Source organism: Roseobacter sp. (assembly GCF_024639605.1).
Classification (GTDB): Bacteria; Pseudomonadota; Alphaproteobacteria; order Rhodobacterales; family Rhodobacteraceae; genus Roseobacter.
In genome coordinates, this window is the sequence record NZ_JAHEHZ010000157.1 from 1 (window position 1) to 7,179 (window position 7,179).

At 60.3% G+C, this 7,179-nt stretch carries 7 protein-coding genes and 1 pseudogene; 5 read left to right on the forward strand and 3 right to left on the reverse strand.

Features of this window, described 5'->3' with window-relative positions:
- Positions 1–259, forward strand: a pseudogene (locus Q0M35_RS15830) (molybdopterin molybdenumtransferase MoeA); the annotation flags it as partial.
- Between the two features lie 20 nt (positions 260–279).
- Here Q0M35_RS15830 and Q0M35_RS15835 read toward each other — a convergent pair.
- From Q0M35_RS15835 to Q0M35_RS15845, 3 genes are all read right to left on the reverse strand, one after another.
- Entirely contained in the window at positions 280–1,323 is a 1,044-nt protein-coding gene (locus Q0M35_RS15835) for a hypothetical protein (protein ID WP_295317010.1), read from the reverse strand.
- 14 nt (positions 1,324–1,337) lie between these two features.
- Positions 1,338–1,808: a transcription elongation factor GreA gene (gene greA / locus Q0M35_RS15840; RefSeq protein WP_295317012.1), complete on the reverse strand. Its 471-nt coding sequence runs from the start codon at positions 1,806–1,808 to the stop codon at positions 1,338–1,340.
- A 144-nt stretch (positions 1,809–1,952) separates the two neighbouring features.
- Positions 1,953–2,333 carry a VOC family protein gene (locus Q0M35_RS15845; RefSeq protein ID WP_295317014.1) on the reverse strand — a complete coding sequence of 127 codons (381 nt, stop codon included), beginning with the start codon at positions 2,331–2,333 and terminating at the stop codon, positions 1,953–1,955.
- Between the two features lie 76 nt (positions 2,334–2,409).
- On the opposite strand from Q0M35_RS15845, the gene soxR reads away from it, so the two are divergent.
- The 4 genes from soxR to Q0M35_RS15865 all read left to right on the forward strand — a co-directional run.
- Positions 2,410–2,862, forward strand: a complete 453-nt coding sequence (gene soxR, locus Q0M35_RS15850) for a redox-sensitive transcriptional activator SoxR (RefSeq protein WP_295317016.1) — start codon at positions 2,410–2,412, stop codon at positions 2,860–2,862.
- A 163-nt stretch (positions 2,863–3,025) separates the two neighbouring features.
- Positions 3,026–4,675 (forward strand): electron transfer flavoprotein-ubiquinone oxidoreductase, encoded by a 1,650-nt coding sequence (locus Q0M35_RS15855; protein ID WP_295317018.1) that lies wholly within the window; start codon positions 3,026–3,028, stop codon positions 4,673–4,675.
- A 154-nt stretch (positions 4,676–4,829) separates the two neighbouring features.
- Complete coding sequence (locus Q0M35_RS15860) at positions 4,830–6,536, forward strand: tetratricopeptide repeat protein (RefSeq protein WP_295317020.1); 1,707 nt, start codon at positions 4,830–4,832, stop codon at positions 6,534–6,536.
- 14 nt (positions 6,537–6,550) lie between these two features.
- On the forward strand, positions 6,551–7,179 hold a 629-nt coding region (locus Q0M35_RS15865), incomplete at its 3' end, for a 4-(cytidine 5'-diphospho)-2-C-methyl-D-erythritol kinase (RefSeq protein ID WP_295317022.1).

Genomic DNA, 7,179 nt, shown 5'->3' on the forward strand with positions numbered 1-7,179 from the left:
GATGGCTGGTGGCCGCTGGTCCGGACCACAGGGATTTATGGTGCCGGCGGCCTTCATAAAAAAGAAAAAGCCGGGGCGCACGGAATATCTGCGCGCGCGGATCCGCGACGGTGCGGCGGAAGTCTTTGCCTCGGAAGGTTCCGGGCGTATCAGCGGGCTGTCCTGGGCGGAGGGTCTCGTGGAGCTGCCGCCCGGTGCCGCGACGATCACCCCCGGTGTTCAGGTGCGATATATCCCGTTTTCAGGTTTCGGGCTCTGAACTGACCTGGCAGGGGCCCGTCAGTCGAAGGTACCGGCAACGCGCCCCAGCAGCATAAAGGCCCGCGCCGTCCTCGTCTCGGCCAGAGCCGAAATATCCGCATCCGACGCACCGTCTTCAAAGGCAACGAAGGTCTTGTCGAACCGGCGCAGAAAATGATGCGCGGCGTCGCGGAAAATCGGATCCTGCTTCATCCGCCCCGCCGTAAGCGCGAGCGAGGACCGGTCCCGGATCCCCCCGAGAGAGGCCACCGGACGGCCCCGCACACCCCGTGCAAACTGACGCCAGACTTCGGTCCGCGCACGGTCCGGCTGCAGGTCGTCCATATATATCCCGTCCTGACTGAGCAGGGTCAGCACATCCTGAGCTGCCTGGATCAGCTGTGCGGCAGGCCGGTCACGCAGCGCGCGGCGCAGCGCTGAGAACCCTGCCTCATCTTCCGAGGTTTCCGGAAAGTTGAGCGCACGGATGAAATCGGCAGTGGCCAGCGGCGGAGCAATATCCTCAGAAGGGGTGCCAAGGGCGAGCACCGGCTGGTCATCGACCGGGTGCGGTGCGGGTGCGATGCGGGCATTTTGCGGGGCGCCCTCCGGTTCGCGCCGCGAGGTGAAAGTTGCCAGAACAGTTTCCGTTTTACGCGCTGCGGCCGCGATTTCGTCCAGCTTTCGGGTGATAGAGGCCGCATCACTGCCTGCGCCGGCTGCATGGTTCTGGGCGATATAGGCGTGGCGGATGGCGTCGATTGCGGTTTGCAGGCGCTGGCTTTCTTCACGCATCACTCGGCTTGACCGCGCGGCTGTGGCGGCAACCCAGATCATTCCTACCGGCATGAACACCGACAGCATCACCATCACAAAACTCATGCTGCCCGGTGCAGCACTTCCGTCGCCCGACGGCATCAGCAGGAAAAACAACCCTGACGCCAGCAACCAGAACACCGACAACCCAATGGCGATGATTTCTATATTGGTGATGCCCTCGGTCTGCGGGCGGTCATAGATGCCCAGCGGCGTCGGACGCGCCTGGCCCGGTGCATCTTCATCGTCATGTGTGTGTTCGGCCATGTCAGCTGGTCCTGTCAGGCGTAAACGATTTTGAGAACCTCGTAGGTTTTCTCCCCGCCGGGCGTGCGCACGTCGACGCTGTCACCCTCATCCTTGCCAATCAGCGCCCGTGCAATGGGCGATTTGATGTTCAGCAGACCTTTTTCGATACTGGCCTCGTGTTCACCGACGATCTGCCAGGTCTTTTCCTCGTCCGTGTCCTCATCTACCAGCGTAACGGTTGCACCGAATTTAATCGTACCCGACATCTTTGACGGATCGATCACCTCTGCAAGACCCAGAACACCTTCAAGCTCTTTGACACGGCCTTCGATAAACGACTGCTTTTCGCGGGCAGAATGGTACTCGGCATTCTCAGACAGATCGCCGTGCTCGCGGGCCTCGGCAATCGCCTTGATGATCGCCGGACGTTCCACAGACTTCAGCTGCTTGAGTTCTGCCTCAAGTTTAGCATGTCCTTTGCGGGTCATCGGTATCTTGTCCATCGGCGCCTTCCACGAATTACAGCGGCCCGCCCGGTGTCGCCGGGGGGCCGCGGATCTCAGATGCTTCCTACCTGACCTGAGGGCGGGGTGAATTGCAAGGGGGTGCAGAGGGCAGCCGGCGGGTTTTGGCGGGTGCCCCGGGGCTCAGGTGTATTGTACAACCTCGTATTCTATCCCGTCGTTATCGTGGAAGTAAAACCGCAGCCCCGGTTCATAATCCGCATGGTTCTCTGCTTTGAAACCTGCTTTGGATACGCCTTTTTCGGTCGCCGCAATATCATCCACAATGACGGCAAGATGGTTCAGCCCGCCCCGCGTGGTATAGCTGTTATCTCCCGCCTGCGTGGTGCGGGATGGCTGATAAAGCGCGATATACGAGCGCTCCGTACCGACATGCACGGAAACCCCGCCATCGAGACCCGGACCCTGCCAGCGAATGTGCCAGTCAAAAAGGTCGCTCATCCAGGCAGCGGTGGCTGTGGCGTCGGAGACGGTGATGTTTGCGTGTTCCAGCTCTGCGGACATCGGATTATTCCTTGATCTGTTAAATGAGTCCGTCCATCGTAATTGCTCAAGCTAACTTGAGGTCAAGGGGTCTGTTATGTCAGGACGCGACGGATTGAGCATTGGTGCGCTGGCGCAGCGGACCGGCCTCGCGGTCTCTGCAATCCGCTATTACGAGGAGCAGGGGCTGATCCGGCCCTGGCGCAATCCGGGCGGGCAGAGGCGGTTTGACCGCTCGGACCTGCGGCGCCTCAGCTTTGTGATTATTGCCCGGCAGTTCGGCTTTACCCTGCCCGAAATCCGGCGGGAGCTCGATCATCTGCCCGGCGGGCGGACGCCGACGAAAGCCGACTGGAAAAAGATATCTACCCGATTTCGTTCCGGACTGAACGCGCGGATCGAGACGCTGGAGCGGCTGCGCGATAATCTGGACGGATGCATCGGCTGCGGGTGCCTGAGCCTGCCAACCTGCGCGCTTTACAACCCCGCTGACAAGGTAGCGGAGAAAGGGCCCGGACCCCGCTATCTGATGGGCGACCGGCCCGGGTGACAGACCTGTCGCCACACCAGGACCGGAGCACCTCTCGCGCGGATCTGACGCGATTTTGACGCCCCGTTTCGATTGCATTGTCTCGGCACGTGGTTTAGCCAACCGCGAGCATTTACGGGACCGGTATCACCGGACCGGGATTTCACAGAAGGGAAGCTGACCGATGACTGACACGCAACGCGAAGCAATGGAATACGATGTTGTAATCGTTGGTGCCGGGCCTGCGGGTCTTTCCGCAGCGATCCGCCTCAAACAGCTTAATGCGGATTGTAACGTCGTGGTGCTGGAAAAAGGTTCCGAGGTCGGCGCACATATCCTTTCCGGTGCGGTGCTGGACCCTTCCGGTCTCAACGCGCTGATCCCCGACTGGAAAGCCAAAGGCGCGCCCCTGAATGTCCCGGTGAAAGACGATAACTTTTATATGCTGGGCGAAGCAGGACAGCTGCGCATTCCGAACTGGCCGATGCCGCCGCTGATGAACAATCACGGCAACTACATCGTTTCCATGGGTAATGTCTGCCGCTGGATGGCGGAACAGGCCGAAGAGCTGGGCGTTGAAATCTTCCCGGGAATGTCCTGCTCTGAGCTGGTCTATGGCGAGAACGGCGAGGTCAAAGGCGTCGTTGCGGGCGAGTTCGGCAAGAACCCCGACGGCACGCAAGGCGACAGCTATGAGCCGGGCATGGAATTGCACGGCAAATACGTTTTCCTCAGCGAGGGCGTGCGCGGGTCTCTTTCCAAACAGATCATCGAAAAATACAGCCTGAGCGACGGTCACGAGCCGCAGAAATACGGCCTCGGCATGAAAGAGATCTGGGAGATCGACCCTGACAAGCACAAAGAGGGCTCTGTCACCCACACGATGGGCTGGCCGCTGGGCAGCAACGCCGGCGGCGGCTCCTTTATCTATCATCTTGAAAATAATCAGGTTTACGTCGGTTTCGTGGTGCACCTGAACTACAAAAATCCGCATCTTTTCCCGTATATGGAATTCCAGCGTTTCAAGCATCACCCAATGGTCGCGGATCTGTTGGAAGGCGGAAAACGCGTGGCCTATGGCGCGCGCGCGATCAGCGAAGGCGGATATCAGTCCATGCCCAAAATGGTGGCGCCCGGCGTCGCCCTGCTGGGCTGCTCGGTGGGAATGGTCAATGTGCCGCGCATCAAGGGTAATCATAATGCGATGCTCTCGGGCATGGCCGCTGCCGAAGCTGCATCCGCTGCGATTTCTGCGGAACGCAGCGGCGATGAGCTCAACGATTATGAGACTGCTGTGCGAGAGGGCGCCATCGGTAGGGATCTGAAAAAAGTGCGTAACGTCAAACCGTTGTGGTCCAAAAGCGGGCTGACTGCCAGTCTGACTCTGGGTGGGTTTGATATGTGGACGAATACCCTCGGGTTCTCACTGCTCGGGACTATGGGACACGGCAAAACCGACGCTGAAGCCACCGAGGAAGCCGCAAAGCACCAACCCATCGATTACCCGAAACCCGACGGGAAACTGTCGTTTGACCGGCTGACGAACGTGGCGTTCTCCTTCACCAACCACGAAGAAAGCCAGCCCGCGCATCTGACGCTGAAGGACGCCTCGGTGCCTGTCGAAATCAACCTGCCTAAATACGCAGGCCCTTCGGCACGGTACTGCCCGGCCGGGGTCTATGAGTTCGTAGAAGAGGCCGGCAAAGACACCCGTTTTGTGATCAACTTTCAGAACTGCGTGCACTGTAAAACCTGTGATATCAAGGATCCCGCACAGAATATCGTCTGGACCACACCGCAGGGCGGCGACGGGCCGAATTACCCCAATATGTGACGCAAAAGCGATGGCGTCGGCGCGCAATCGCCTGTCAGACCGCCAAAACGGGTGTCTGCGTGCAATAGTCGCCCCTTGCAGCTTTGCGGGACCATTGCGCCTGACTGCGAACGTGCTAGCCTGCGCGCGCAGTCAAAAATAAGGGTTCAATCTCATGCCTCGCCTGACCCGTACAATCGTCACACTGGCACTTTCGCTCTCGCTTGCGGCGCCGGTTTCCGCTCAGTCAGTCGCAGGCCCCTATCTGGCCGCACGCGCCGCAGCGATTGAAAATGATTTCGAACAGGCAGCATCTTATTTTACCCGCGCTCTCGCCCGCGATCCGCTGAACGCGCAACTGATGGAAAGCGTCGTGGTGGCGCAGCTGGCGCTGGGGGAGATCGATAAATCTATCCCCGTCGCGCGCACTCTGATCGGCACCGGCGAGACGAGCCAGATTGCTGATCTGGTGCTGAAAATCGCCAGCATCCGCGAGGGCGATTTTGACAGCATGCTGGACCCGCAGACCGAAGGCCGCGGGATCGGCCCGCTTGTGGACGGGCTTCTGCAGGCATGGGCCTATATGGGTAAGGGCGAGGTGAGCGAGGCGCTGGAAGCGTTCGACGCGCTGTCAGAAGAAGTCGGCCTGCAGGGATTTGCACTGTTTCATAAAGCGATGGCGCTGGCCTCGGTTGGTGATTTTGAAGGGGCAGAGGCGATCTTTGCCGCCGACAGCGCCGGTGCCGCAGTGCAGACCCGCCGTGGTGTCATTGCCCGTGTCGAGATCCTGTCTCAGCTGGAGCGGTTCGATGAGGCACAGGAGCTGTTGCAGACCATGTTTGCCGGCGCCACGGACCCCGAGATCGATACTGTTGTCGCAAAGCTGCAAGCCGGAGAGCCGCTGCCGTTCAGTCATGTGACATCGGTTCAGGACGGCTTTGCCGAAGTGTTCTACACCGTCTCGGCTGCCCTGCGCGGTGAGACCAGCGCGGAATATACTGTTCTTTATGCCCAGGCGGCCCGCATCCTGCGTCCCGGCCATGTTGATGCCCTGCTGCTGACCGCGGAACTTCTTGAAAACATGGAGCAATACGGGCTGGCGATTGATGTCTACCGGCTCGTGCCGGCGGATGATCCCGCCTATCACGCAGCGGAACTCGGCCGTGCCGCAGCCCTGCGCCGGTCGGATAAGCCGGAGGCTGCCATAGAGGTGCTCGAACAGCTTTCGCGCAGCAACGGGTTGCTGGCAACCGTGCATTCCGCCCTTGGCGATATTTACCGCCAGCAGAATCAGTTCGATCAGGCCGTGCTCTCGTATGACCGCGCGGTAAAGATTGCTGATGAAACCGGCGCTTCAAGCTGGTTTCTGCATTATGCCCGCGCGATCTGTCACGAACGTCTGGGAAACTGGGAGCAGGCAGAAAGCGATTTCCGGGCGGCACTTGAGATTAATCCCGGCCAGCCACAGGTGCTGAACTATCTCGGTTACTCACTTGTGGAGAAACAGATCAAACTGGATGAAGCGCTTGGCATGATCGAAGAGGCCGTCGCCGCAAGCCCGGACAGCGGCTATATCATCGACTCGCTTGGCTGGGCGCTTTACCGGCTTGGCCGCTATGAAGAAGCGGTGCCGCATATGGAGCGCGCCGTCGAGCTTATGGCGGTGGACCCCGTCGTTAACGACCACCTTGGCGATGTGTACTGGGCTGTCGGACGCATTCGCGAGGCGGAGTTTCAATGGGCCCGGGCGCTGTCATTTGTCGGCCGAACAGACAGTTCCGACGACGCAGACCCGGACCGCATCCGACGTAAACTGGAGATCGGTCTTGACGCCGTGCTCGTCGAAGAAGGGTCGGAGCCTCTGAAGATTGCGCACGACTGACGGGGCAAGTAGCCATGCACACCCGCCGGGCCGTCCGCGTTTCCGCGCCGGCCAAGATCAACCTTGCACTGCATGTGACGGGGCAACGCGCCGACGGGTATCATCTGCTGGATTCCCTGGTGATGCTCTGCAGCCCGGCCGATACTCTGTTCCTTTGTGAGGCCTCCGAGAGCCGTCTCGAGGTGACCGGGCCGATGTCCGGGGGCGTGCCATCCGGCCCCTCTAATCTGGTGCTGAAGGCGGCTGAAATCGCCGGGGTTACAGCGCATATTTTGCTTGAAAAACAACTGCCTGCCGCAGCGGGAATCGGCGGCGGTTCGTCGGATGCCGCCGCCTGCCTGCGCGGGTCCAGTCTGTTGTCCGGAGCGCCCGTGCCGGACCCGGCGGATCAGTTGGCTCTGGGTTCGGATGTGCCTGTGTGCCAGCACAATCAGCTGGTGCACATGCAGGGTATCGGCGGTGATCTGACGCTGCTCGGGCCGCCGCCGGACTGGCCGATGGTGCTCGTCAATCCGCGCGTGGCAGTACCTACAGCACGGGTTTTCTCGGGGCTCAGACAAAAGGAAAATGCGCCGATACAGGGGGCATTTCCGATAACCGGCGACAACCGGACACGGATCGCATGGCTCGCTGAGCAACGTAA

Bases quoted from the DNA above. Each gene is read 5' to 3' on its own strand.
- Q0M35_RS15835 (WP_295317010.1), bottom strand. From the start codon at position 1,323: ATGGCCGAACACACACATGACGATGAAGATGCACCGGGCCAGGCGCGT.
- greA (WP_295317012.1), bottom strand. From the start codon at position 1,808: ATGGACAAGATACCGATGACCCGCAAAGGACATGCTAAACTTGAGGCA.
- Q0M35_RS15845 (WP_295317014.1), bottom strand. From the start codon at position 2,333: ATGTCCGCAGAGCTGGAACACGCAAACATCACCGTCTCCGACGCCACA.
- soxR (WP_295317016.1), top strand. From the start codon at position 2,410: ATGTCAGGACGCGACGGATTGAGCATTGGTGCGCTGGCGCAGCGGACC.
- Q0M35_RS15855 (WP_295317018.1), top strand. From the start codon at position 3,026: ATGACTGACACGCAACGCGAAGCAATGGAATACGATGTTGTAATCGTT.
- Q0M35_RS15860 (WP_295317020.1), top strand. From the start codon at position 4,830: ATGCCTCGCCTGACCCGTACAATCGTCACACTGGCACTTTCGCTCTCG.